20 protein-coding genes are annotated in these 24,975 nt (G+C 50.8%); 9 read left to right on the top strand and 11 right to left on the bottom strand.

Features of this window, described 5'->3' with window-relative positions; genetic code table 11:
- Positions 1 to 19: 19 nt before the first annotated feature.
- The 8 genes from R3B84_01585 to R3B84_01550 all read right to left on the bottom strand — a co-directional run bounded on the left by R3B84_01585 (position 20) and on the right by R3B84_01550 (position 10,827).
- Positions 20 to 796, bottom strand: a complete 777-nt coding sequence (locus R3B84_01585; GenBank protein MEZ6139238.1) for a vitamin B12 dependent-methionine synthase activation domain-containing protein — start codon at positions 794 to 796, stop codon at positions 20 to 22.
- Entirely contained in the window at positions 694 to 3,546 is a 2,853-nt protein-coding gene (locus tag R3B84_01580) for a homocysteine S-methyltransferase family protein (GenBank protein ID MEZ6139237.1), read from the bottom strand. The genes R3B84_01585 and R3B84_01580 overlap by 103 nt, the downstream gene beginning before the upstream one ends.
- A gap of 592 nt (positions 3,547 to 4,138) precedes the next feature.
- Positions 4,139 to 7,264, bottom strand: coding sequence for an SMC family ATPase (locus tag R3B84_01575; GenBank protein MEZ6139236.1), 3,126 nt, complete (start codon positions 7,262 to 7,264; stop codon positions 4,139 to 4,141).
- A gap of 49 nt (positions 7,265 to 7,313) precedes the next feature.
- Positions 7,314 to 8,549 carry an exonuclease SbcCD subunit D gene (locus R3B84_01570; GenBank protein MEZ6139235.1) on the bottom strand — a complete coding sequence of 412 codons (1,236 nt, stop codon included), beginning with the start codon at positions 8,547 to 8,549 and terminating at the stop codon, positions 7,314 to 7,316.
- 175 nt (positions 8,550 to 8,724) lie between these two features.
- Entirely contained in the window at positions 8,725 to 9,099 is a 375-nt protein-coding gene (locus tag R3B84_01565) for a hypothetical protein (GenBank protein MEZ6139234.1), read from the bottom strand.
- Complete coding sequence (locus tag R3B84_01560; GenBank protein ID MEZ6139233.1) at positions 9,096 to 9,902, bottom strand: hypothetical protein; 807 nt, start codon at positions 9,900 to 9,902, stop codon at positions 9,096 to 9,098. The genes R3B84_01565 and R3B84_01560 overlap by 4 nt, the downstream gene beginning before the upstream one ends.
- A complete protein-coding gene (locus tag R3B84_01555) occupies positions 9,899 to 10,411 on the bottom strand; it encodes a hypothetical protein (protein MEZ6139232.1) in 513 nt (170 codons plus the stop codon). The genes R3B84_01560 and R3B84_01555 overlap by 4 nt, the downstream gene beginning before the upstream one ends.
- A gap of 2 nt (positions 10,412 to 10,413) precedes the next feature.
- On the bottom strand, positions 10,414 to 10,827 hold the full coding sequence (locus R3B84_01550) for a hypothetical protein (protein ID MEZ6139231.1): 414 nt from the start codon (positions 10,825 to 10,827) through the stop codon (positions 10,414 to 10,416).
- 418 nt (positions 10,828 to 11,245) lie between these two features.
- Between R3B84_01550 and R3B84_01545 the strand changes: the two genes are divergently transcribed.
- The 4 genes from R3B84_01545 (at position 11,246) to glgC (ending at position 19,058) form a co-directional block, all read left to right on the top strand.
- A complete protein-coding gene (locus tag R3B84_01545) occupies positions 11,246 to 13,360 on the top strand; it encodes a hypothetical protein (GenBank protein ID MEZ6139230.1) in 2,115 nt (704 codons plus the stop codon).
- A gap of 26 nt (positions 13,361 to 13,386) precedes the next feature.
- A complete protein-coding gene (locus R3B84_01540; protein MEZ6139229.1) occupies positions 13,387 to 15,435 on the top strand; it encodes an HlyD family efflux transporter periplasmic adaptor subunit in 2,049 nt (682 codons plus the stop codon).
- Positions 15,436 to 15,582: 147 nt separating this feature from the next.
- Positions 15,583 to 17,142: a methionine--tRNA ligase gene (gene metG / locus R3B84_01535; GenBank protein ID MEZ6139228.1), complete on the top strand. Its 1,560-nt coding sequence runs from the start codon at positions 15,583 to 15,585 to the stop codon at positions 17,140 to 17,142.
- A gap of 671 nt (positions 17,143 to 17,813) precedes the next feature.
- A complete protein-coding gene (gene glgC, locus R3B84_01530; protein MEZ6139227.1) occupies positions 17,814 to 19,058 on the top strand; it encodes a glucose-1-phosphate adenylyltransferase in 1,245 nt (414 codons plus the stop codon).
- Positions 19,059 to 19,086: 28 nt separating this feature from the next.
- On the opposite strand, the gene R3B84_01525 is transcribed toward glgC, so the two are convergent.
- Both R3B84_01525 and R3B84_01520 read right to left on the bottom strand, forming a co-directional pair.
- Positions 19,087 to 19,650, bottom strand: coding sequence for a hypothetical protein (locus R3B84_01525; GenBank protein ID MEZ6139226.1), 564 nt, complete (start codon positions 19,648 to 19,650; stop codon positions 19,087 to 19,089).
- A 75-nt stretch (positions 19,651 to 19,725) separates the two neighbouring features.
- Positions 19,726 to 20,010, bottom strand: a complete 285-nt coding sequence (locus R3B84_01520) for a hypothetical protein (GenBank protein ID MEZ6139225.1) — start codon at positions 20,008 to 20,010, stop codon at positions 19,726 to 19,728.
- 455 nt (positions 20,011 to 20,465) lie between these two features.
- On the opposite strand from R3B84_01520, the gene R3B84_01515 reads away from it, so the two are divergent.
- From R3B84_01515 to R3B84_01495, 5 genes are all read left to right on the top strand, one after another.
- Positions 20,466 to 21,137 (top strand): DUF1080 domain-containing protein, encoded by a 672-nt coding sequence (locus R3B84_01515; protein ID MEZ6139224.1) that lies wholly within the window; start codon positions 20,466 to 20,468, stop codon positions 21,135 to 21,137.
- Positions 21,138 to 21,166: 29 nt separating this feature from the next.
- Positions 21,167 to 22,630, top strand: coding sequence for a S1 RNA-binding domain-containing protein (locus R3B84_01510; GenBank protein MEZ6139223.1), 1,464 nt, complete (start codon positions 21,167 to 21,169; stop codon positions 22,628 to 22,630).
- Positions 22,631 to 22,696: 66 nt separating this feature from the next.
- Positions 22,697 to 23,389 (top strand): 7-cyano-7-deazaguanine synthase QueC, encoded by a 693-nt coding sequence (queC, locus tag R3B84_01505; GenBank protein MEZ6139222.1) that lies wholly within the window; start codon positions 22,697 to 22,699, stop codon positions 23,387 to 23,389.
- A gap of 21 nt (positions 23,390 to 23,410) precedes the next feature.
- Complete coding sequence (locus tag R3B84_01500) at positions 23,411 to 23,752, top strand: TfoX/Sxy family protein (GenBank protein ID MEZ6139221.1); 342 nt, start codon at positions 23,411 to 23,413, stop codon at positions 23,750 to 23,752.
- Between the two features lie 49 nt (positions 23,753 to 23,801).
- Positions 23,802 to 24,209, top strand: a complete 408-nt coding sequence (locus R3B84_01495; protein ID MEZ6139220.1) for a hypothetical protein — start codon at positions 23,802 to 23,804, stop codon at positions 24,207 to 24,209.
- Between the two features lie 179 nt (positions 24,210 to 24,388).
- On the opposite strand, the gene R3B84_01490 is transcribed toward R3B84_01495, so the two are convergent.
- A complete protein-coding gene (locus R3B84_01490; GenBank protein MEZ6139219.1) occupies positions 24,389 to 24,814 on the bottom strand; it encodes a TIGR02996 domain-containing protein in 426 nt (141 codons plus the stop codon).
- Positions 24,815 to 24,975 lie beyond the last annotated feature (161 nt).

Here is a 24,975-nt window from a genome sequence, read left to right as displayed (position 1 = left end):
TGTCGCAAAAATTGCAGAATTAGGTGGGTACCGTGCAGTCCTGGCTTTTTGTCACATTAAAATACTTCGCCATCGGGTGGTGCAGGATTACGGCTGTGGTCGATTGTTCTGGTTCCAGTTGGAACTGCTCGCTGAGCATCAGGCCAATCCGCTCAGGTTGTAACAGTTCAAAGAGCTTCGCCTGATCTTCCAGATCGGGGCAGGCGGGGTAGCCAAAACTGTAGCGACAACCACGATAATGCTTCTTGAACAGTTTCTGCACATCAGGGGAATCTTCACCACCGATCCCCCATTCCTGCCGAATATGTCGGTGTGCCCACTCTGCAAGTGCCTCGGCACATTCCACGCCCAGGCCGTGCAGGTACAAGTAGTTTTTATAATCCCCCGCCTGATACCACTGCTGGGCAATTTCGGTCACTCGGTGCCCCATCGTGACACCCATCAGTGCCACCACGTCCGTTGGCTGGCTATTCTCAGAATTGCGAAAATAATCACTCAGGCACAGGTGGGCACCATGATCCTGACGTGGAAAATGAAATCGCAGCCACTCGGTGCGAGAATCTTCGCGGAAAATCACCAGCGAACCATCAATTTCCGCACAGGGAAAATACCCATAAACAATTGAAGGCTGCAGGATATTCTCATCCAGACAGCGTTTTTTCATCCGTTCCAGTGCGGGGTAGGCTTCTTCTCTCATTTGGCGTTCATATTCTGCCAGTGCCACCCCACCTTTCCGGAACTGCCACTGTGTGCTGAATAGTGTGCGTTCATTAATGAAAGGGAAAATATCATCCATCGTGATATCGGTGCGTACTTTCGAACCATAAAAGGGGCGGGAGGCACGTTCGGTGCAGGCGGGGTATCCGATCGAGGATACACCACGTCCACGTGCGGCTTACTCATCGAGTTCTCATTTTTTGGCTTCGCACGGCTACTTTTGGCATTTTTGGCAGCCCGATCCGCAATTCCATCCAGCACCATACTGCCTGTTTTGCTGAATTTCTTGCGGGCCATCAACTCATCCATAATCCGCAGGCCAGCGAAGGCATCAATTCCGTAGTGAACAGTCCCCTGATAGAGCTGCGTCAGATCCTCTTCCACGTATTTGCGGGTCAGTGCGGCACCACCCAGAATGACAGTGGGGGTCAAACCACGATCATTGAGGGTCTGCAGGTCTTCTTTCATGATGACGGTAGATTTCACCAACAGGCCACTCATACCAATCGCATCCGCCTGATTTTCTTCGTAGGCACGGATCATATTTTCGACTGGTTGCTTGATCCCTAGGTTATACACTTTATAACCATTGTTCGACAAAATAATATCAACCAGGTTTTTGCCAATATCGTGCACATCGCCTTTGACAGTGGCCAGCACAATGCGGCCTTTTTCGGTGCCTTCCACCTTCTCCATAAACTGCTGCAGGTGGGCAACTGCAAACTTCATCACCTCCGCCGATTGCAGCACGAACGGCAGTTGCATCTGACCAGAACCAAACAAATCCCCCACCACTTTCATGCCGGCCAGCAAAATATTGTTAATGATGTCGATGGGGTCGTACTTTTCTCTGGCCAGATCGAGGTCGGCAATCAGGCTTTCGCGCCGACCCTGAATAATTGCCTGCTGCAAACGCTCTTCAACGCTTTCCCCCAGGCTGGCAGTCTTGCGAGATTCCGTCTTTTTGTCCGCATAATGTTCAATCAACTGCTGCAGTGGGTCACCTTCCCCACGTTCATCAAACAGCAGTCGACGACATAACTCCCGCCCTGTATCATCGATTTGTGCCAGTGGGATGATTTTTGCCGCATGCAGAATGGCAGAATCCAATCCATATTCCAGTGCGTAATGCAGATAAACACTGTTCAGCACCTGACGGGAATAGGGACTAAGACCGAAGCTACAATTCGATAACCCGATGTGCGTCAACGCACCGGGCAGTCCTTCCTTAATCATTCGAATTGCTTCAAATGTTTCGATGGCACTACGGCGGGTTTGTTCCTGGCCTGTGGTCAATGGAAACACCAGCGGATCAAACATGATATCGGTGGGTGGGATGCCGTATTCGTGCACGCAGATGTCGTAAATCCGCTTGGCACAATCGAACTTCCACTGAGCGGTATCGGCCTGACCAACTTCATCAATGGTCAGTGCCACCAGAGCCGCACCATACTTTTTGGCAAGTGGCACCACAATATCCAGCTTGTTACGACCTTCTTCCAGATTGATCGAATTAATGATTGGCTTGCCGGAACATAACTTCAGCGATGCCTCAATCACCTGCCATTCCGTCGAGTCAATCATCATCGGCTTGGTGATCACCGCGTTGTAACGTCGGATGATTTCCTTCATATCACGAACTTCGTCCCGACCCACGTAGGCGGCACAGACATCCAGAATGTGGACACCTTCACGCTCCTGTTCGCGACCCATTTCCACCAGGCCGTTCCAGTCCTCTTTTTCTAACAGTTGTTTGAATTTACGAGAGCCATTGGTATTGGTGCGTTCCCCTACCAGCAGCGGACGTGGGTTCTGATTTAATTCTGACGTGGTAAACAGGCTGGAAACAGCGGGGATGTTCACCACTTGACGTGGTGCCGGTTTTTTGCCGTAAAGTCTTTCAGAGACTACCTTTAAGTGATCTTTTGTCGTACCGCAACATCCACCGACAATGTTCACGCCGAATTCCGTAACAAATCGCTCCAGCCAATCGGTTAACTCAACAGGTTGCAGTGGGAAATAGGTATCATCACCCCGCTTTTCGGGCAGACCTGCGTTTGGCAGCACAGAAATCCGTTTTGGCGAAAACTGGCTGAGGTGCTTTACCGCAGAAAGCATCAGATCGGGCCCCACCGCACAGTTCAGGCCGATCACATCCAGCTCTGTAAAAGCGGTCAGGGTGGTCAGTGCACCTGCGATATCGGTCCCAGGTAGAAGATTGCCACTGTTCTGGTCGATGGTCAACTGCACCATCAGGGGAATTTTCACCCCTTTTTGCTTCATCACCTCAATTGCGGTAATCAGCACGCACTTCGCCTGCAGGATATCGAAGCAAGTTTCAATCAGCAGGGCATCAACACCAGATTCGACCAGTGCAACAATCTGACCTCTGTACGAATCTGCTAATGTATCGAAGTCAACATAAATCGCCGGATCAGTCAGCGACGGCATTTTGGTGCCAGGTCCAATCGATCCCACCACAAAGCGAGGTCGGCTGGGGGTGGAAAACTGCTTTGCCACCTCTTTGGCAATTTGGGTATTGCGGCGATTGATTTCATCCACGCGGTCAGCCATACCAAATTCAGCCAGCACCATATGACTGCCGTTAAATGTGTTGGTTTCGACTGCATCGCACCCCGCTTCGAAGTAGCCCGCGTGAATCTGAGCAATCCATTCGGGATGGGTGTAAACCAGGGCATCGGACAGATTGACCAGGTGCTCCCCACCCCAGTCGGCAGCAGTGGGTTGATATCGGTGCAGGCTGGTACCCATCCCACCATCCAATATGAGAACTCGTTCATCCGCAATTGAAAGAAAATCTGCAGCCATCACTACCTGTTCAGCACAAAGTTACGAATAGATATTAATAGATGAAATCGACCCAACGGGGGTTCAAAACTACAAAAAAGCGATTTCAATCGGCCAATTGCCAAGGTGAACTGTGGGAAGCGACCAGTAATTCTCATCAATTTCGAGTGCAAGGTACGTAAAAAAACCCCACCCGGGGAGGTGGGGTTTAGGAAGAAGGGGGTTTGGGGAAATCTGGATAGTTCTGGAGGTGTCCGCTGTGACGCAACTGGGGGTAGTTGTCAGGGTCAGTGGGGGTACTTCACCTGAATGCACATCGGTTTCTGTGTTCCACAGCAGGGGGCTGCTTTGGTTCACCACTTGATCTTTCCGGGGGAGGATTCGATCAAGACATGAAAACTACATTGCACACACCGTGCCAAAGCGAAATATTTTTTGGGAAATTTTCTGTAAGCACCTTAATTACAAGGAGTTAGAATTGTTTGTTACTGAATTGACTACACAACACGGTTGGGGAAGATTGTAAGGCCTTCAAGATTACATTGTAATTTTTACCTTTTTACAATTCATGCACCCAAGGTTACAAAGCTTGTTTGACACAATGGCGTTGGTGTCATGAACTCATCGTCAGGTGCGTCACCTGCGTTTCCCCACCTGATAAATCAAACTGCACACGATTCGGAAACGCCTGAGCAAAATCTTCCTGGTGCGATACCAGCAGGATTCGCTTTAACTGTCCTTGTAACTGCTGCAATTCCTGCAACATCATCAGACGGCCGTTGTTATCCAGCGATCCAAAGCCTTCGTCGATGATCACCGACTCCATTGGGCGGTGTTGTCTGCTGGAATATTGCCCGATCGCCAACGCCAGACTGACAGCCACCCGAAACTTCTGACTCCCACTGAGAAACTCAACTCCGATGGCCGCATCACCTGTGTGGCGGTTGATCACCACCAGGTGCAGAGCACGTTCTTCAATTCCTTCCTCGGTGGGAGCGATTTGCAGTGCCAGACTGCCACTCGACAGCCGATCCAGAATCGCGTTCGCAAAAAAGACAATCTGCTGTTCGGCAGTACGAACCAAAAACCGTTGCAAGCGATCCCGCCCTAATAACTGTGTGAGTATATCGTAATATTGCAATTCTTTGCCAGCTTCCAGCACCTGCGTCTGGTATTCCTCCCGCATCTTCACGCGGGATAACAACAGATCCACCTGTTTTTCGGCTTCCTTCAACTGGGCCTGGCTGTTCTGGGAAGCGGCTTTCATGGTTTCGATCCGTTGCGACACCTGTTCCGGTGGCACTTTTGCTTCTGAGGAAATGGTGTTTGCCCGCACCATTACTTTCTGCAATTCCCCCTCCAGAAGCTGAATCACCGATTGGGCCGTGCGTGATTTTTCGTACTTATCTGCAATCTGGTCGCGAATCAGCCCTTCCAGCTCACCTTTCCAACGGTTCAGATCTGCCAGCCCCACGTTGGTGCTGATCTGTTGCCAGTGGCTGGGGAGACTTTCCCGAGCCCGCGTGATAGTCTGCTGGGCTTCATCACGTGCGGTGCGTAATGATCGTAGTTCGCCTTGAATCCGAATCAACTGCTGCTCCGCCTCATTTACGGCCTGGGTATATTTTTCCTGTGCCTGATCCGCCGCGGTGCGTTGCTTTCGAATATCATCCATTTTATTCTGAAATGATTTCTCATTAGTTTGAATGTGCAAATAATTGGCACGAATTTCGCCAAAGTCCTTATTTGGTAATTGTTTGCGATGATCAGCCAATTGCTGATTTAACGATTCAAATGCCCCCACCAGCGTGTTCCGGTGGTTTAATTGCTGCTGTAATTGCTTTAGGCGGGTGCGTAACGCATCCGTTTGCCGCAACTGGGTTTCTAATTTTTTCAGGTCAGCCGCACTGGGATATCGTGTCACCGCCCAGTCTGCTGGCACCGTGGGGGCAATTTTCCCCTGCAACTGGTTTGGTAACACATGAAACGCCTGAGCCAGCTTCTGCTCTAACTGCTGTAAATCGTCTGTCAGGTCTTTGGTTTGTTTTTTGTTATCCAGATAGGCTTTGCGTGCCTGCTCTACCAGATTAGTAGCTTCTTCTGCTTTCTTTCGAGCTTCAGTTTCTGCCTTTTCAGCTGCCTCCAGTGCCTGCTGAGCTTTTCGATCTTCTTTAGCAGCTTCTTTCATCGCTTTGGTGCGGCGGGTCTTTTCTTCCAGAAAGTGGGCGGGCGTTAATTCCTGCCCACAGACACGGCAGATCTGTTGCCCATCAAGGTGCTCGAATTCATCTGCAAGACGTTTCGCCTGTTCGTACAACGTTTTGGCTTGTGTCGCAGCACTTGCGGCGACTTTACTATGAGCACTCGCCTGAGCAAGCAATTGTTGACAACTGGTGTCGTTCTTTCCCGCAGCTTTCCCCTGCTCCGTGAGCTTGCGTTTCTCTTCTTCGCATTCGACCAGTTCCTGCCGTAACTGAATCAATTCCTGGCGGTTCTGGGCGATATGCACCAGGTGAGATTGCCAGCGCCCCAGTTCCGCCAGTTCATCGGCCTGTTGCTGCACAGTAGCCACCTGCTCTTGCAGATCTTTCGGCAAAGCATCCAAAGCCACGCGGTCGTTTTCAATTCGCTGCAGCAGTTCTTCGTATTGATCCAGTTTGCCAATCACCTGGGCAAGTTCTGCCCGAGTTTCCTTCGTTTCGGCCAACTCGGTTTCCAGCGTGCGTTGTTGTTCCAGTATTGCCGCACGCTGAGTGGTGTGGGCGTGCAACACGCTACGCTTTTTGCGAATTTGTTCTTCCAGCCTGGTGGTTTCCTTTTCTGTTTCGTGAAGCTCGCGTATTTTTTCAAGAACAGTCGCTTCCCGTTCGTGAATCACCTCAACATGGGGCAGGCAAAGTTGCAGTTCCTGATACCGGCGAAAACTGGTTTCTAACGCCCCCGCCTGCTGCAGTAATTGACGCTGTTTGGTGAGTTGGCCTTCCAGATTCACCATCTGGTGCTTGATTTCATTCCATAAGGTGGCTTCTGCCAGCAATCGCTGCAACTGTTCAATCTGGTGGGTAATTTCCTGAAACTGGGCCTGCATCAGCGCCTGATGGGCATTTGCTGCTTCCAGATCTGCTGGCAGCACCTCTGGCACATGAGCCAACTGCTCCTGAATGATATCCTGGCGACCTTTTAACGATTTTCGCTTGCCATCTGCCAAACTATGCAAATTGACATACCGCTCCAGGTTGACGATTTTGCTCAGAACTTCCGCTCGCCCTTTCGGGCTTTCGTCGAGCAGTTTTTCCGCCTTCCCCTGTAACAGCAGCACACTGGAAGTGAACGCGATGTAATCCAGCCCAACGTGGGTCTGAATCCATTCCTTGAAATCGTTCACTTTGTCTGTCTGTGGGATGGGAGTCCAGTTCTTGGCACCCGGCAGACGTTCAAAAATCGCCTGATCACCCCCACGGGTGCGTTTATAGCCACGTTTAATCAGATAATTTTTGCCATCAATCTGAAATTCAAATGCGACCTTCATTTCATTGGCTTGTTTGTTGATCAATTCCGTGTAGCCACTGCCCCCACCACGGTGGTAGCCGTACAAGGCATAGGTCATCGCATCAAAAACAGCCGACTTCCCGCTGCCGTTGGCACCAGAAAGCATCCAGATGTTCGCATTGGAAAAATCAATGGTCTGGGCGGTGCGGTAGCTTAAAAAACCTTCAAGTGTCAGGCGCTGCGGAATCATATCACTTCCATTCGAAATCCAGGTGGGTTGGTGCAGTACGGATGGTACTTCAGGAACTGGTCGCTTCCTGATCCAATAATTGTTCCAGGCGTTCCAAAAGTGCGTTCCGTTCGGATTCGGGCTGATCGAGCAACTGCTCCATCGCATATTGCCGCACAGTATCCTGAAAGCTGAGTGTTCTGATTTCTTCCTGAGACAGGGGCATCACCGGTCCCAGATCCAGTTTTTCAGACCACTCTCTGGTATAGTAGTGCGGAAAAATCACTTCGAGATCCTTCAATATCTGTTCCAGATTATCTTCGCCCGAATGATAATGCACTTCCAGACGCACCAGATCGTTGCAACCGGTGGGGTATTGCTGCATCAGTTGCGGCAATTGCACCGCAGGTCGATCGACCAGCACCCGACGTACCCGACGGGTTTGTAACGGCAGCACCCGCGGTGGTGTGGACAGGCCATTTTCATCAATATCAACAATCACCACACTTTTCTGGTCGTTATGCTCACCTAGATCGAGGCACTCGATGCTGCCCGAATACCGTATATGTTCTTGTCCTGCAAGGACTTGCGGCTTGTGAATATGGCCAAGAGCGATATAAGTATAATCGCTGGCCAGTTGATCGAATTTGACCACGACATCATGTTCGCTGCTGAGGCGAAATAGCCCATTACCAATATCGGCACCTTCCACATTCAGGTGGGCAGCCAGCACCATGGGCAGGTTCGGCCGTGCGTGGGGCGATTGCCGCAGTTGGTTCATTCTCTCCACCACTGCGTCCATCAGTTTCTGATATTTTTCCTGTGCGCTGGTAGAAGAATATTTTTCGCCATCGGGCACATAGGTCTTCAGCGTGGGGTAAGGCATCAGCAGAAACTGCACTTCATTGGGTGCAGACAGCCGAAAAAATGTTGGTTCCGTGGCCAGATAAAACCGCCCACGACTGGCAACACCATCTGCCGTAACTGCTTCTGGTGCAGCAAGTTCCATCGCCTCAGCCAATGTGCGGCAGAAAACTTCATTGTCGTGGTTGCCGGTCAGGGTGATAATTGTCCCACCCTGGTGCAGAAAATCGCTGAAAGTAGCGCCCCAATGCCGAATCGTATCCCGCAGTGAATCCGGGCGGGCCAGTTCGCTGAACAGGTCCCCCGCCACCAGCAGTAGATCGACCTGTTCCTGGTGGCAGTATTTGGCCACCTGTTCAACAGCGGTGCGTAAGTCGGCGGTACGATCCTGGCGGCCCAATCGATCACCAAGGTGCCAGTCGGCAGTGTGCAGTATTCGCATATCTGGTATTGTAGGCAAATTGCCAAATAACCATGCCCACTTCAGGAATCTGTTTTGTGCCCAGCTTCTCCGCTGTTAGTGAAAATAACAGTCCATTTCGATACGTAAGTGGAAAACGGCATTTGCAAATTCAATCAGATGATGATGAGTCAATTGTTTGTTGCAGAGAACAACGTCACTCTTCGATTTGCAGTTTGAACTTTACGTTTGGGTCTGCAGCAATGTCAAGAAGTATCGCGTATGCAGCATAAATCTTGTCTTCGGTGTCAGTAGGCTGATCCGATTGTTGCCGCTTGGCTTCCTCGGCAGCAAATTGTTGTTCTGCATCAGCCAAATCCTGGTCTGCCATTTCGAATGCAGAAGCGATCACAGGATCGGGAATCACGTCAAGCTCCTGAGAGCCAGTTATTTCTGATGTGTTCGATTGACTGTATAGTGCCTCGATCAAGTCACAGAGATGCTTAGCAGCGCCAGGTGGCAGGATGGCGTGCAGGCGGAGTTCCGCACCTTCAACATCCATTGGGGCCGGTTCCCGGCTGAGTTCACTCATGATGGCACCGGGTGTTTGGCGTGGGAAAGCAGCAAACGACGAAAGCCATCACGTGCCAAATGCCTGCCGTATTTGGCGAGTGTATATTCGTTGAGGGCAGTATACATTTCAACGAGTTTCGGTGCTAATTCAGTGGCAGTAATGCCGGGTCTGGCATAGGCACGAACGATCAATGACACTTCTTTGTCCCCCGCGAGTTCCTCTAGATCGCTATCTTCTAGTTGGTTTATTTTCTCATCTAGTTGTGGCAGCGGAGGAAAGAAGGTAAGAGGTACAGGCGATTTACCACGCCAGCGTGATTCTTGCAGAAGATACTCAAAGTCATTACGAAGATCGGAAATATCTACCCCAGCGTCGGCAGCGGCAGCGGCGGCAGCGGCGGCAGCGGCGGCGCCTCTGAAGACGTAGGCAACGTAGGCGGTGGCGGCGGCGGCGGCGGCGGCGTCGGCGGCTCTGGCGGCGGCGGCGGCGTCGGCGGCTCTGGCGGCGGCGGCGGCGTCGGCGGCTCTGGTGGCGGCGGCGTCTCTGGTGGCGGCGGCGTCTCTGGTGGCGGCGTCGGCGGCGGCGGCTCTCGCTCTGGCTATGGTGGTGGCTTTGGCGTGGGCGGCGGCGTAGGAATAGGCGGCCTGTTCTGCGATTCGAATAGCGTTCTCAATTGCTTTCAAATGCTGAATAGATGCTACTGGCCAATGCTTTTGAAACAATGGCTGGGCACGTCGCGCGCACCGTGCCGCGAATGCCACTCGTGCATATGTAGGAAGTCGGTCAATCTCCTCTTCCGTTGGTAGCGTTGGTTCACTCATGAATTTAAGTCCATTGCTACAAGTTCGCATTCTTCACTAATTTGTTGGCTATCGTCAGGATCCTGTGAAAAAAGGGTTTTTCTGACTTCTTGGAACAAATCCCGCAGTTTCTCTGCAAGATCAGGCAGATCTGCCTGAGGCGTCAGGGCGACGATTGCCGTTTGTGTGCCATCGATATCAACAATTTCAGAACGGTCTTGGTCATACTTCAGTTCCAATTCAGGCCGAAGGTCGTGTAGTGCAAGCATCACCTGTTCGATACGAGTTTGCAACTGGGCAGGGGAAGCACTCTCATTCCTCGTAAATGTTAATTTGATGTATGGTCGATCAAGTACCCAGTTCGAACAATCTACTAAGGTAATTGGCTCTGAAGGCGTATTCGTGACAAACTTTCCAGTGGTTCTTTCAGGGTCACCACTATCTGGCCAGTTAGCACAGTTAACGACGATGATTGGCTCGCTATCAGTGCGGGTAATTAATTTGCCGGATTTTTTTTCTTTGTTTGTCATTTTCATTCTCCCTGCAAAATCCGCAAATAAACTTCACCACCTTGCAGTGCTTGATCCTTCAATACCAAACTGAAACGGTACTGACCTGGATTCGGGATTGGAATCTCTGCAAACCTGATCGTCCGTGATACTACCTTCCAGGGATCAGTAAAGTTGATCGTACCTAACGGAATTCGATCTACCAATTGATTCCTTTTGGGATTTGCTAGGTCCGCCCATTCTACTTTCAGTCCGATCATTGCTTCGCCAATTCCATCCGTTAACTGGATGTGGGCGTACATTTCCTCAACTCTATCGAATTGTTTCGGAAGATAAGCCGTATGGTAGATATTGTGCAAACTCCATGAACCATCATTGGGATTTCGTTCTGCTTTTTCACAAATGCAGAAGAATCTCACCGTTGGGATTTCTACCATTGAGGATTACCTCCATTCTCAATCATATCACGAGCTTTGAATGATGGAAGTGGAATCTCTCGGGTTCGAATAACTTAGTTGCCACGAATATTTAGATGGTGAATCGAACCTACCGGTTCATTTCGGTGCCGGAAAATTAGCTTTTCGATCAACTATTTACGTGTAAACTTATCACGCATTCTCATCTTGTCACCAAGCAACAATCATGAATCGCAATATTGCAATATTGCGAATTGACACTTCTTCGTTTACGCCTCTTGTGCGGGTTACGCCAACCCCGACTACATTGGAAAACCCCCGAATCCACCCAGATTTCTTGCATTCGCTTGACAATACAAATAAACTGTCTTAACGATATGCGGAAATCGTAGACGGTTTATTTCTCGCAGATTCTCCCTCTTACTCGTGGCAGGATTCCATGAGCAGCCAGCCTGCATCCAATGAAGGTATTCGACAGCTCCGACGCCAGGTGGAAATTACCATCGAACAGTTGGCGGCACTGTCGGGTTCTGAAATGTCCCCTGCCGACTTCTATCAGGAACTGGTCCGCAAGGGCCTCAGTGGGATCGACGCACCTGCCGGTGCGGTGTGGTTACGCACCCCACAGGGGATGCTGCAGCCTGCAGTCACAGTCAATCTGGAAAAAATCGGGCTGGATGACCACTCCGAAGGCCGGAAATTCCACAACGAACTGCTGAGCGTGGCGTTTGAAAAGAACGCCCAGGGACTGTTGGGGCCGAAAGCACTGGCAGATGGGCATCCCGAAGCGGGTAATCCGACCAATCTAGTCTTGGCATTCGCACCCATTCTGGATGAAGACAACCGCACGCTGGGGATGCTGGAAATCTTCCAGAAGCCCACGATGCACCCCGATGATCTGCTGAAATATACGCTGCAGGTGGCCGGTTTTGCATCGAATTTCGTCCGCAACAACACCAACCGCAAAACGATCGGCCAGGAAAAAATCTGGACAATGCTGGATGCGTTCAGCAAGCAGATTCATGCATCACTGGACCCCACCCAGGTGGCGTACGTGGTGGCAAACGAAGGCCGTCGGCTGATTGAATGTGACCGCATCTGTGTGGGAGTAAGGCACGGCCGAAAAACCACGATCGAAGCCGTCAGCGGGGCGGATGTGGTCGAAAAAGCCAGTTCCCACATCGTTTTAATGAGAAAGCTGTTCGATTCGGTCATTCAGTGGGGTGAACGGCTGGAATATCGTGGCGAAAACGATGAAACCCTGCCACCGAAAGTGTATGAGGCACTGAATAACTATCTGCGGGAGCAAAACCCGAAATTGTTGGTGCTGATCCCTTTACGTGATGAACGGGAACAGCCAAAGCCAAACGAAAAGCTCAAAGTGGTGCGTTCGGCACTGATGATGGAAGTGTTCGACCCACCTGCAAAGACCGATTTGCTGGAAAAGAAACTGGAAATCGTGGGCAGTCATGCTGCAGGTGCGTTATATAACGCATCGGAAATGAAGCAGGTCCCCCTGAAGCCGCTTTGGTGGCCATTGAAACGGGTCCAGCAGGGGTTGGGCGGTAAGGCACGCTTCTGGCTGTTTACCGGATTATTCCTCTTTGCCGCACTTCTCTGTGCGTTGGTGTTCATTCCCTACGACCTGAAAGTGGATGCGGGTGGCAAACTGGCCCCACTGGACCGGTTGTATGTCTATCCCGATGCGGAAGGCCAGGTGGTCGAGTTTCGGGTGAAGCACGATGACACGATTTTACCCGCCTCGCCAGTTGCATTGATGCGAAGTACCGAATTTGAACTGAAAATTACCGCGATCCAATCCCAGCTCCGTGGGATGGCAGATAAAATCAACACCATTGAAGGCCGAATTAATAGCTCCCAGACCCCTTTTCAGGAAAAAGAGCAGTTACGCACCGAGCGTTCGCAATTGTTGAAAGAAACCAGCGAACTGCAAAGCCAACTGAACTTTTATGAGCAGCGATTTCTATGCGATCTGTCCCGCCCCGGGTTGTTTCAGGTGCTGGCACCATCCGTTAAACCATCTCTCTCGGGTGCCCAGCGTTGGCGTGTGGTAACACCAGATTTTCGCGAAGAACTGGTGGGCAAAACCGTGAAACCCAGCGATTCTCTGCTACGTTTAGGGAACGTGGATGGTGGCTGGCTGGTTGTGCTGAAAATCCCACAGAAACATATCGGTCAGGTGCTGCGGGCATACCCAGGCCAGAGCGACGATGAATTCCTGTGGGTCGACGTGTTGGCCCGCAGTGCCCCCACCCCTGGATATCAGGGGAAAGGGAAGCTCTCCCGCAAAGATATTACTGCGGAAGCGATTCCCAACCGCGATGACCAGAATGAAAGCGAACCAGTGGTATATGCGTATGTTCGCATGAATACCGCCGACATTCCCAAAGAATACCACCTGGACGAGCGGCTGCTGGTGACCGATGCGGAAATCAGTGCGAAAATCCGCTGCGGCAAACATGCCATGGGTTATTCGATGTTCTACGGTGTGTGGGAATTTCTCTACGAAAAAGTTGTTTTTTACCTTTTCTGACCCACGGAAAGGGATCGGATCGATTCATGAAAACTTTGAATATTTTGCATATTCCCAAGCTCGCAGCATGCCTGACGTTTGGCTTTCTGGTTGGCTGCGGGCCATCGAACCCTAACGTCGACCTGGGCAGTCCAAGTAAATCGGATGCAACCGACGCACCCATGGTGCTGGGAGATCCTTTATTTCAATACGACGAATATGCCGATGCAGATTCCCTGACGCGGTTTGCGCCTGCAGGGGTCACCAGCAACGGCTTGACAGTTGTTTTTGACAAATCGGATATTTCCAGTCAGGTGGATGGTGAAATTGCCTGGCTGGGGATCGAAACTACCGATGATACCGCTAATTCGGATTTGTTCCGCACGGAAGATGGCAAGGCATACCGCCGGCTGACCCTGGGCGACCGTGTAAAGAAAGGCACACCGATTGTGTTTCTGGATGATCGCCTTGCTCGATATGAATCGGAAATTATCCTGACGCGTGCCGCTGCAGCCGAAGCCGAGATTAAAGAGGCTACTGAAGCATTGAAAATTACTGATGAGTTGCTTGCCAGAATGCAGAAAGGACTCAATTCGCAATCCATCCCGTTTTCGGAACTTGTTAATACTTTGCTGTCGCGTGCACGTTATCGGATTGATCAAGCCAAGGTACAGGGCGAGATTGAAGTCGCCAAATCGGAAAATAACAAAGCGAAACTTCAGATTGAACGCCACAAAATTGTGGCACCATTCGATGGAATTGTGGTGCAGGTGCTGAAGCACCGTAAGGAGTCGGTGAAGGCCACTGATCCGATTCTGGTGCTGCATAACCTTTCCCGCTTGCGGGCAGAAGCCACCCTGCCGCGTGAGTATCTGGGCAGTTTTCGCACCGGTCAACCGGTCAAACTGGCCGCACCGGACGAACTTCCTGCATTGACCACGTTTGATAAACACCCCACCAACGTGCCGATTGTGGGCTTAGCCACCACCACAGTTGGTGAGGAAACCTTCATTATTTCTGCCAGCAAAGATGGCCGGCTGATGATCTGGGGGCAGGACCTGCTGACAAAAGCAGTACTACGCACCCGCAACCAGATTACGAACATTGCCGTTACCGCACCAGGTGCAGCCGCACCGAAGGTGCTGCTGGGTACAGATGACGGCTTTGCAATGCTTTACGATCTGGCGATCGCTGATCTGACGTTGCCAGCACCCACATCGGTGATGGTGGATGGAGAAACCAAATTGAAGCACGAAGGTGGCGTGCAAGCGAGTGCATTCTCGCCCGATGGCAACTGGCTGGTAACCGCAGATGAAAAAAGCATTTACATGATTGATGTTGCTCAGGGCAAGTTGAAATATACCTTCCCGAAGCAAAAACACTATAGTTCCATCACTTCGCTGACCTTTACCCCCCAGGGGAAAGTGGTTTCGGCAGGGAAAGAACCGTCTATTATTGTCTGGAAAGTGGGTGCCACTGGTGCTGAAGTCGATTTTGTGATCGAAAAGCGAACTGGCGATGTAGCCCACCCTGGGGTAACTGAAGACGGGCGTTTTCTTCTGGTCGATGCCAGCCGTAACCAGTTGGATATGTACCACCTGGGGCTGGGGCAGAAAGTGAATTCCATCCACAGTAGCCTGGATACCGCCCGCTTTCAGAAGTTTGCCCAGTTCTCACCCAAACTGGCAGGTGGGAACCAGCGTTGGATTGCCACGATGAACACGAATGAACAAACCGTGCAGATCTGGACCAGCGGCACCACAACCGATGAACCTTACGAAGTGGCCCGCCTCTACTGCCCACGTGGGGGAATCGCACTGCATTCTGCCTTCTCACCGAATGCCACCGAACCATTTATTGTGGTGGGTACCAATCGAGGCGAAGTACACCTTTGGAAGTTACCTGCCACCGCAAAACTGGGTACCCGCTTCGATGCCACTACCACGTTTGTGGATGATGCACTGGACGCCAGCGGTCGCGTGCGGGTCACAATTGACTTCAACAACACCGACGATGCCAACCGTTACATTCTGCGACCTGGGCAGAATATCGGCGTCTCCTTCCCATTTCATGAAGGAATGATGAAGAACAGGTAAATCTGAATGCCTTTTTTGCCTACTAAGATGATCACTTTGATAGACATTCTACTTGTAGGCAGTTCTGGCTTATAATTCGCCATTTTCGTGAACAAACGGTAAAACAACTCCTCTATTTCTGGGAAACTTGGTGCGTCAGGAGATTTCATGAGCGAGCGACCGCGTTGGTTCCAAACCACAGCGATTGACTACCCCAACAGCAGACCCCACATTGGTACCGCTTTCGAGAAGCTGGGTGCCGATGTGCAGGCACGCTACCGCCGGATGGAAGGGTACGATGTGGTCATGCTCATGGGGAATGACGAAAACACCCTGAAGGTGGCAGACAAAGCCACCGAACTGGGGCGTGATACCCAGGAATACTGCGATGATATGGCCAGACAGTTCCGCGAAGTGTGGGACCTGCTGGACATTCAGTACGATGTCTTCATCCAGACCAGCCACGAACGCCACAAAAACTGTTGCCGAAAGTTCATCCAAAAAGTGTACGACAACGGCCACATTTATAAGGGGGAGTACTCCGGCTGGTTCTGCCCAGGGTGCGAAGAGTTCAAATCGGACAAAGTTCACAAGGATAACAACGGCAACTGCCCCAACCACAATCGCCCGTTGGTGCGTCGTTCCGAGCCGTGCTGGTTCTTTCGGTTGTCGGCGTTCAAGGATCGATTAATCAAACATTTGAAAGATCATCCGAATTTTATTCAGCCAGAAATCCGCCGCAACGAAATGCTGGGAATTCTGGAAGTGGATGGGCTGCTCGACCTGAATATTTCCCGCCAGGGGGAACAGTGGGGCATCCCACTGCCATTTGATCCGGAATTTACCATTTATGTCTGGTTCGATGCCCTGCTAACTTACATTACTGGCATTGGCTACGGCGATGATGAAGAGCAGTTTCGCAAATACTGGCCGTGCGATGTCCACTTCATCGGCAAGGATATCACACGCTTTCACACGCTGATATGGCCCGCGATGTTGTGGGCTGCGGGTGAGGAACTGCCACGGCAGGTGTTCAGCCACGGATTTGTGAATATCAATGGCACCAAAATGGGTAAAGCGTTGGGCAATGTGAAGGAGCCACGCGAAATCATCGAAAAGAGCAGCGTCGATGTTTACCGATATTACTTCATGAGGGAATGCCCCTTCCCGGACGATGGCGACTATAGTGGAGAACGCTACGAAGAGGTTAACGACAGCGAACTTTCCAATAACCTTGGGAACCTGCTCAGCCGCGTGGTCACCATTCCGGCGAAGAACTTTAATTCTGCTTTGACAGGCACTGCCAATCAACTGCCCCAACCCGCAGTGCCCGGCCTGGATCTGGCGTTGTTTGTGGGGAAAGTGCGGGAATTGGTGGAAACCTGCCGCTACAACATGGCATTGCAGACCATTTTTCTGGAACTGCTGACCCCAACGAACCAGTATCTGGAGAGTAATGCACCATGGAAGCTGGTGAAAACCGACATGGAAGCAGCGAAACAGGTGATTTTCAATGCGATTCAGTCGCTGCGGATTGCCAGTATTCTGCTGAAGCCGTTTATCCCCACGTCGGCAGCGACGATCTACAACAGCTTCAACTTCGATATCCCGTGGGATCAGGTAAAATATGCCGATGCCACCGAGTTGAGATCGCAGCCCGAAGATTTGCGAATTATGGCGGAACTGGTTGAAGGTAAATTGAAGCCTTTGTTCCCACGGCTGAAATGATGTTTCATCCCCACAACTGATTAATATCCCATGAACAACACATGGGCACTTTTCTGAAAAAGCCCAAACAGGACACACCAAAATAATCCTACAGAAATTATTGGTCGAGATCGACGATACCGCCTGCGGAACGGCGTTTGTATCCTGGCAGGTGGTAATAGAGTTCCAGGGTCAGCAGTCACATACAGGTGGTGCCCAGTTACCATTAAGGTTCTGATCACCTGATTTGTTCTGTCTGCGAATCACGTATCTTTGGATTGAATGCTTTCAACTCGGGACCATCATAAAAATGGATGACCTGAGTGGAATAGTAGAAGGTATACATGTTGATCGGCACCCGATTCACCGTGGCAGGCTCTGTGGCTGGCAACTAAAGTGAAAGTTTCGACAAACGCTTGACACCCTTTTGCAGTGCTGGGTGGGTTGGTGTCCAACCAGTGTAATGGCGAGACAATAACCTACCGCATTCGACGTGGGAGAATTCCCAGGGGTGCGATAGCCAAAAGCGGCACGAGAGTCTTCCTGCACTTTGTTCAGAAAGCCGCTGATCGCCTTGTAAGCTTTCGCTTTGTCAAAGCGGAAATACGCAGGAAATCAGAAAATCTTGCAGCATCATCGGAAATTTTCATGTACGATGGGTGGGAGATCGCCCTTCGCCGTGAGGATATACCATGCGCGATGTCTTAACAATTATTCTGGCAGGTGGCCGCGGGAAGCGCTTAGACCCCCTGACGAGGCACCGAGCCAAACCAGCAGTGCCATTCGGTGGGATTTACCGAATCATTGATTTCACATTATCCAACTGTCTGAATAGCGATCTGCGACAGGTGATGGTACTGGCACAGTACAAATCGCGAAGCCTGGACCAGCATATCCGGGAAGGTTGGAATATTCTCAGCCGCAGCCTGGGGGAATACATCGAAATTCTTTCCCCACAACAACGCACCAGCGAAGAATGGTATCGTGGAACCGCAGATGCGATTTACCACAACATCTATACGATTGAAGCAGAAAAACGTCGCTACACCCTGATTCTGGCTGGGGATCATGTGTATCGCATGGATTATCGCCCGATGATTCAGTCTCATATCGAGCGTGGTGCGGATCTGACGATCGGTTGTATTCCAGTGCCGATTACCGAAAGCGATCAGTTTGGGATTATGCAGGTCGACGATTCGTACCGTATTCGGCATTTTGTCGAAAAACCTGCCACCTGCCCCCCCATGCCAGGCAGCACCGATCACTGTCTCGGTTCGATGGGCATTTATGTGTTTAACACCGATCTATTATTTGAACAATTGATTGAAGATCAGAATGCCGGTGGGAGCCATCACGATTTCGGGCATAATCTGATTCCCATGCTGATTGAGACGCACCGCGTGTTTGCGTTTCCTTTTACAGAAACGAGTTCTCCCGGTGGGGTGAGTGCCTACTGGCGAGACGTGGGTACAATTCACGCTTTTTATGAGGCGAATATCGACCTGACGACTGCCTTACCGCAACTGGACCTGTACGATCGAGACTGGCCGATCCGCACCTACCATGAACATGATCCTCCACCGAAACTGGTACATAACATGCCCGGCGAAATAGGTGCGGCCCGACGTGGGGAGGCATTTGACAGTCTGCTGTCGCCTGGGTGCATCATTTCTGGTGGCCATGTTCGGGGTAGCGTGCTTTCCCCACGGGTGCGAGTCAACAGTTATGCAGTGGTGGAAGATTCTATCCTGTTCGACGGAGTGCAGGTGGGGCGGAATTGTCGCATTCGACGCACGATTGTCGATAAAAATACCGTCATTCCGTGTGACACAACCGTTGGCTTTGACCTGGATCTGGACCGCCGACGGGGTTTTCATGTGTCCGAAGAAGGAATTGTGGTCATCCCACGTGATGCAGTGATTCAGTGGCACAGTTAAGTTGTGAGAGAAAACTCATGATAATTTTCTAAAAACCTGGAATCTGATCTTCTTCCCCATTGTCTTTCTGCACCGGATTGTACAGTCGGAAACTGGTCATCCGCCATTCATTATCTGCTTCTTTCTGGAACACTCCCACGCAATAACGCAGAGATTGTGGCATCCCTTTCCCTTGGGCATTGAAGCCCATTTCAATCGTGGTGGGATTGATCTGCTTGAACGACTGACGGTTCATTCCCCACAGTTCCACGCCATCGGTTAAAAACTGTTTCCCACGCTGGGACAGTTGAAATAACCCATCTTTGTTCAATGCTTTATACTTGAACGTGGGTGAAATATTATCAAAGACTTTCTTGTAATCATTCGACTGGCTGGCTTCCGCCATTTCGCTGATTTTGCGGTTGACCTGTTCCCGCCCACTTTCATAGGCACGGTCGAGCAGGAACCAGGTAAGTAAGATACCAGCGGCGAAACCAAAAAAGATTAAATCCCGCCTGGTTTGGCGGCGGAAGGCCAATGCAGCCAGGATAACAGTAAACGCCACGAGGATAATGTAAACCATCGGTGCAGGATCAATAATGAAATCAGGCATGAAGAAACTCAACAAGAAAGGATTTTCATTACCAGTTTAGCATCGATTGAGTGGCAAAGCACCTGAAAAAGCCTTTTAGGCTGCAGCGCGGGCAGTTTTCTTCGATCGGCCGGGAATCGACAATTTGGCAATGTCTTCCCACCGGCCAGCATCTGGAGCCCCACTCCAACGCTGCATCGACAGAATTTCCACATTGGTGCGGAAACTTTCATCAAAAAGTTCTGGATCGTTGAAATTGGTGATGTAGTGTTCACGCACGTTGGAAGCGGAACGCCCCACAAAAATGAGAACTTCAACACCGCTGGGCAGAATGCCCACCGCACGCCAACATTGTGCACGTTCTTCGGCTAAATAACGCATGGCTGACCCTCCCTGGTCGACGAAACTAATGGAATATCCGTTGGTAGAGTAATTACCGTTTCAGTGGGCTTTTCTATCACCGTTGCGAGAAAATTACTGAAGGGGTAAAATCGCAAATCGGCCCCAAACTGTCAAGAAAATAACAGGATTTTTTCCAGAATTGTTCAAGTTTTCTAAGGTGATCACCGAAACGGCACCAAATGGCAATTTGGGCAATTCAGGATGGAAAGATAAAAACAGATATCAAGCAGTTCGTAACGTGCAGACAACTCGAATTGGCTCCAGTGCATTTTCAATGATTTCTCTTCCAGCTGACCTGGTGTTCAATACGAAAGTTGCTCTGGCGGTGCGTCATCTGCCAAATCGGGCAAAATTGCTCTAAACAGTCCCGCACCACCGTGTATCATGATGGGTACCTCTGTTGCGGGTTTTCGTGGGCACCACTTGGGGAGTTGATGATGCGTTATCTGCTGTTGATGAGTCTATGCACCAGTCTGCCGATGGTGGGGTTAGGTGCGGATGGTGAAGAGTGGATCGTACAGTTCAACGGCAAAGATCTGTCCGGTTGGACCATCGATGGGCCGAAAACCTTTACCGACAAAGCAGATAACAACAAAATGAAACCCCTCTGGACTGTGGAAAACGGCCTGATTCGTACCGAAGGAAAGGGGTTTGGTTTTTTGCGTTACGACCGAGAGTTTACCGATTTTGTATGGCACGTGGAATATCGCCTGTCACCCACAAAAGGGGTCAATAGTGGACTGGGGATTCGCACTGGTGTGTTCGATCCGAAGAAGTCAACTGCCAGCCGGCCTTCATTTTTCAGTTACGAAATTCAGTTGCTGGATGATTCAAAAGCCGCACCAACAAAACATACTACTTGTTCGCTGTATCGCTATGTGGCACCCGCCAAAGCAGCCCACAAACCAGCGGGAGAGTGGAATACCATGGAAATCACCTGCCGTGGGCCAAAAATTATCATTAATATGAATGGCACCGAGGTGCTGAACTTTGACCAGTCCAGCGATGAAAAACTGAAAAATAAGCCATTGAAAGGTCATGTGTGCCTGCAATCGCACAGCAACATGGCGGAATTTCGCAATCTGAAGATCAAGGAATTGAAGTAAACGACTGTACGCACAGGATTTAGGACAAGATGATGACGGATACCCCTTCTAACCAGCCCACGCCAGAACCAGAAACCACCCCCACGGCACCAGTGGCAGAAAACGCCCCGGTAGCAGCACCCGAAACGGCAGCACCCGAAAGTGGGGTGGCACCTGCAGACCCCACTGCGGCACCAGGTGGGGAAGGAAAACCAGACGATAGTCGACGGAAGTTTTATCGCGATAAGCGCCCCAAAGAGCCAGAAAAGCGGAAGATCGACTTCACAGAATTATCCACCGGCCTGAAAATTCGCGCCCTGGATGAACAACTGGAAGCCGAAATGGCTGCAGCGATGTCTGGTTTCGATTCGCTGATGGGTGGTTCTGCCCCCAGTGCGGCACCCGCACCCCAAAAGCAGGTGGAGGAAAACCAGGGTCGCATTATTGCCATTCGTGGGAATGATGTATTTCTGGACTTGCCCGGTAAACGGATGGAAGGGCTGATGTCACTGACCATGTTCGCCGAAAAACCACAGATTGGCGACGTAGTGGATGTGCACTTTGAATCGGTTGACAATGAAAATGGCCTGATTCGCCTCAGCAAAAAGGGTGCGGCAATCAGCGTCGACTGGTCCAGCGTCCGCGTGGGGCAGACTGTCGAAGCCCGCGTTACTGGCACCAATCGTGGTGGACTGGCAGTCGAAGTCAACGGCATTCGTGGGTTTATGCCGATCAGCCAGATTGATATTTACCGCGTCGAGAATGCCGATAGTTACATTAACCAGCGGCTGGTGTGCGAAATTACGGAAGCCAACCCCACGGAAAAGAACCTGGTGGTCAGCCGCCGGATTCTGCTGGAACGGGAAAGGGAAACCCAGAAAGCCAAGTTCTGGGAAGAAATGGAAGAAGGTCAGGTGCGGAAAGGCACCGTGCGTTCGATCCAGAAATTCGGGGCCTTCGTCGATCTGGGTGGGGCTGATGGCCTGATTCCGATGAACGAACTGGCGTGGCACCGCGTCGATCGGGCGGAAGATCTGTTGCAGATTGGCCAGGTAATCGAAGTGAAAGTGGCCAAAATTGATCGTGCCACCAGAAAAATCTCGCTGAGCCTCAAGGCACTTGCCGTCAGTCCGTGGGAAACCCTGGGTATTCACGCTGGCTCCCGCATTCAGGGGAAAGTCACCCGCATCATGGAATTTGGTGCGTTTGTGGAAATCACCCCAGGCGTTGAAGGCCTGGTGCACGTTTCCGAACTTTCTGTGGGCAAAGTCTACCGTGTGCGGGATGTCGTGCAGGAAGGTCAGCAGGTGGATGTGCAGGTGCTGAACATCGACAAAGAGAACCGCAAAATCAGTTTGTCGATCAAGGCACTGCAGGATGAACAGCGTCGCAAAGACAATGAGATTGCTCAGGCAGAACTGGCTGCCAAGTTGGCGGCAGAAGAAGCGGAAGAGGCAGCCAACCCACCCAAACCGAAAAAGCCAATCAAGTTCAAGCTACGGGGCGGGAAGTAATCTGAGGATTTTCTCATCAATGAGAAAGATCCTGGCACCCACGGTGGCTTTTCACGAGACAGAGCGATGACAACAAAAAAAGCCGTGGTGCTGCTGAGTGGCGGTCTGGATAGCACCACTTGCCTTGCGGTGGCGAAAGCCGATGGATTTTCGATCCATGCCCTCAGCGTGAATTACGGTCAACGCCACCAGGTGGAACTGGAACGGGCGGAGCAACTGGCACAATTGATGGGTGCCAGCGACCACCGACTGGTGACACTCGACTTGCGGGCAATTGGTGGTTCCGCATTAACAGCGGATATTCCGGTCCCAAAAAGCCGGACCAGCGAGGAATTGTCCCACGGAATCCCCGTGACGTATGTTCCGGCCCGCAATACGATTCTGTTGGGCATTGCACTGGGTTATGCGGAAACCTGTGGAGCATTTGACATCTTTATTGGGGCAAATGTCCTGGATTATTCTGGCTATCCCGATTGCCGGCCCGCCTTTCTGGATGCGTTTGCCACTTTGGCGAATCTGGCCACCCAGGCTGCCATTGAAGGAAAGGGGCAGTTCCGTATTCACGCACCCCTGTTGCAACTGACGAAAGCAGAAATTATTCAACTGGGCACCCGCCTGGGGGTCGATTACCGCCAGACAATCAGTTGTTACGACCCTACCCCCAGCGGACTTGCCTGCGGGAAATGCGATGCCTGCCAGCTCCGCAAAAAAGGCTTTGCAGAAGCGGGCATCCCCGACCCCACCGCGTATGTGATCTAGGATGCCCCACGGAGGCAGCAAATGGCCCTTTCCGAAGAGTTTCTGCAATATGTGCTGGATCAGTACGCCACATGGGGCGGGGTAACCGCACGTAAGATGTTTGGTGGTGCGGGTTTGTATCGCGATGGCAAAATGTTTGGCCTGGTTGCAGACGATCTTGTCTACCTGAAGGTCGATGACAGCAATCGTGATGAGTATCTCGAAGCTGGCTCCCACGCCTTCCAGCCATATCCAGACAAACCGATGACGATGTCCTACTATCTCCTCCCACCAGAAGTGCTGCAAAACCCCACCATATTGATGGACTGGTCCCATCGCTCCCTGGCAATCCAGTTGAAAACCAAGAAAAAGAAGAAGAAATAAAATAGGTCTTTGGACGTAGATTCTGTCTATCGGAGGGGGAATAAAAACGATGACGATAGAATCTAAACGATTCTTATGGTGGTCTAGTGCAACAATAAGAATTTGTCATCCAAATTTGGATCCTGCCGAATTGACAAAGCTACTAGACGCAGATCCTTCGATTGCATTGCGACCAGGCGAATCAAAAGTGCCTTACGGTGAATGCCGATCCGCAGGCTATTGGTGCACAGAGTATCGTGTCGATGAGCCACTCCTCCCAAATCACGTCATAGAATGGACAGAAAATTTTGTGAATAAGCGTATTGAAGTATTCAAAAATCTTCAAATGAAAAAGTACTTCATTGATGTTTATATCGGAATTCACAGCAACATTCTGGCACTTGGCTTTGACGTGCCAGCAACACCCACACTTTGGGAACTTGGAATTCCACTTGGAATCGAGTATTTTTCCCCATGATTTTTAGTTGATTTGGGGAAGCTCAAATCTTGGTCAGATGATAGTTGTGCAAGTTTGTCAAATATTCCCTTGCAGCAGGCATGCCAAAGTACACATTGAAAGTTGTATTCACAAATCAACTTGAAACTACTTTGTCAATTCAATGACCGAAGATGAAAATCCTGGTGTTCTTCTGAATCTCAATCCGTTGACGGCTCAATGGTGACCACAGCTACTTTTTCCAACTCCTGCCGAACACGTTCCGCTTTCACCAAAGATTGATTTTTAAGTATCACCGCAGGTAGCTGTGCGAACAGGTCCCGAATCTCTTCCATCATCATAGCAGAGTGTAATCGCACGATTTTGGTTACCGCACGGCGATTCTCAGGTGTGAACGAGTGCAACACAACATCCCGGCAGACCTCAACAGTCTGAATCCATTCACGGGACAGCCCTGCTCGCACATGTTGGAGCCGGTCGAGAACCTTAGCAAGTTGGTTTTGAAGTCGCAAGAACTCTGCACGTGGATCACCTCGGTCTTCCAGCCAGTCGGCGTACACCAGCCTGACGGTAGTGTCAGCCGGGGAAAGTTGGATCGCCTTCAGTAGCGCCTCTTCTTCACTCACGTTATTTACTTCCGGATAGCGGGTTTACAATCGTTCAGCTTAAAGTCCCTTTAGGAAACACTTTCAAAACAGATCAGCTATATAGCCGAATTGCTATTTATTGCAACGTGCTCCGTGGGCGAATGTCGGCAAATATACTGCACAGAAATAAATAAGTGGGC

The organism is Zavarzinella sp., from assembly GCA_041399155.1.
In the GTDB taxonomy this organism is placed as follows: domain Bacteria; phylum Planctomycetota; class Planctomycetia; order Gemmatales; family Gemmataceae; genus JAWKTI01.
Note: the sequence above shows the minus strand (reverse complement) of the source record. Positions and strands in the feature narration are given on the sequence as shown.

Coding starts and splice junctions, on each gene's coding strand:
- R3B84_01585 (MEZ6139238.1), bottom strand. CDS start 796: ATGGATGATATTTTCCCTTTCATTAATGAACGCACACTATTCAGCACA.
- R3B84_01580 (MEZ6139237.1), bottom strand. CDS start 3,546: ATGGCTGCAGATTTTCTTTCAATTGCGGATGAACGAGTTCTCATATTG.
- R3B84_01575 (MEZ6139236.1), bottom strand. CDS start 7,264: ATGATTCCGCAGCGCCTGACACTTGAAGGTTTTTTAAGCTACCGCACC.
- R3B84_01570 (MEZ6139235.1), bottom strand. CDS start 8,549: ATGCGAATACTGCACACTGCCGACTGGCACCTTGGTGATCGATTGGGC.
- R3B84_01565 (MEZ6139234.1), bottom strand. CDS start 9,099: ATGAGTGAACTCAGCCGGGAACCGGCCCCAATGGATGTTGAAGGTGCG.
- R3B84_01560 (MEZ6139233.1), bottom strand. CDS start 9,902: ATGAGTGAACCAACGCTACCAACGGAAGAGGAGATTGACCGACTTCCT.
- R3B84_01555 (MEZ6139232.1), bottom strand. CDS start 10,411: ATGACAAACAAAGAAAAAAAATCCGGCAAATTAATTACCCGCACTGAT.
- R3B84_01550 (MEZ6139231.1), bottom strand. CDS start 10,827: ATGGTAGAAATCCCAACGGTGAGATTCTTCTGCATTTGTGAAAAAGCA.
- R3B84_01545 (MEZ6139230.1), top strand. CDS start 11,246: ATGAGCAGCCAGCCTGCATCCAATGAAGGTATTCGACAGCTCCGACGC.
- R3B84_01540 (MEZ6139229.1), top strand. CDS start 13,387: ATGAAAACTTTGAATATTTTGCATATTCCCAAGCTCGCAGCATGCCTG.
- metG (MEZ6139228.1), top strand. CDS start 15,583: ATGAGCGAGCGACCGCGTTGGTTCCAAACCACAGCGATTGACTACCCC.
- glgC (MEZ6139227.1), top strand. CDS start 17,814: ATGCGCGATGTCTTAACAATTATTCTGGCAGGTGGCCGCGGGAAGCGC.
- R3B84_01525 (MEZ6139226.1), bottom strand. CDS start 19,650: ATGCCTGATTTCATTATTGATCCTGCACCGATGGTTTACATTATCCTC.
- R3B84_01520 (MEZ6139225.1), bottom strand. CDS start 20,010: ATGCGTTATTTAGCCGAAGAACGTGCACAATGTTGGCGTGCGGTGGGC.
- R3B84_01515 (MEZ6139224.1), top strand. CDS start 20,466: ATGATGCGTTATCTGCTGTTGATGAGTCTATGCACCAGTCTGCCGATG.
- R3B84_01510 (MEZ6139223.1), top strand. CDS start 21,167: ATGATGACGGATACCCCTTCTAACCAGCCCACGCCAGAACCAGAAACC.
- queC (MEZ6139222.1), top strand. CDS start 22,697: ATGACAACAAAAAAAGCCGTGGTGCTGCTGAGTGGCGGTCTGGATAGC.
- R3B84_01500 (MEZ6139221.1), top strand. CDS start 23,411: ATGGCCCTTTCCGAAGAGTTTCTGCAATATGTGCTGGATCAGTACGCC.
- R3B84_01495 (MEZ6139220.1), top strand. CDS start 23,802: ATGACGATAGAATCTAAACGATTCTTATGGTGGTCTAGTGCAACAATA.